This is a genomic window from Anaerococcus lactolyticus ATCC 51172 (genome assembly GCF_000156575.1).
GTDB classification, from domain to species: Bacteria; Bacillota; Clostridia; order Tissierellales; family Peptoniphilaceae; genus Anaerococcus; species Anaerococcus lactolyticus.
Genome location: NZ_GG666126.1, coordinates 1 through 241 on the forward strand (window position 1 = coordinate 1; position 241 = coordinate 241).

Genomic DNA, 241 nt, shown 5'->3' on the forward strand with positions numbered 1-241 from the left:
CGTCGAAGATCGCCTGGACGTTGGCCAGGGTGGCGCCGGCGTCGACGGTCAGTTCGCTGCCGCGGTAACTGATGTCGGTGGAGTGGCAGCCGGCGCAATTCAGCCCGACCCAGGGTTCGCTGGACGACTGGCGGGCTTTCCAGCGCAGGCGGGTGTCGGAGAACTGGCTGTCGTCCTGCTGGTCGAGGGCGAAGCCGCGCGGCAGGCGCAGTTCGCCGCCTTGCCAGTTGCGCAGGGGAAG

1 pseudogene is annotated in these 241 nt (G+C 69.3%); it reads right to left on the reverse strand.

The window, feature by feature from the left end:
* Positions 1-241 (reverse strand): annotated as a pseudogene (locus tag HMPREF0072_RS11510) (hypothetical protein); the annotation flags it as partial.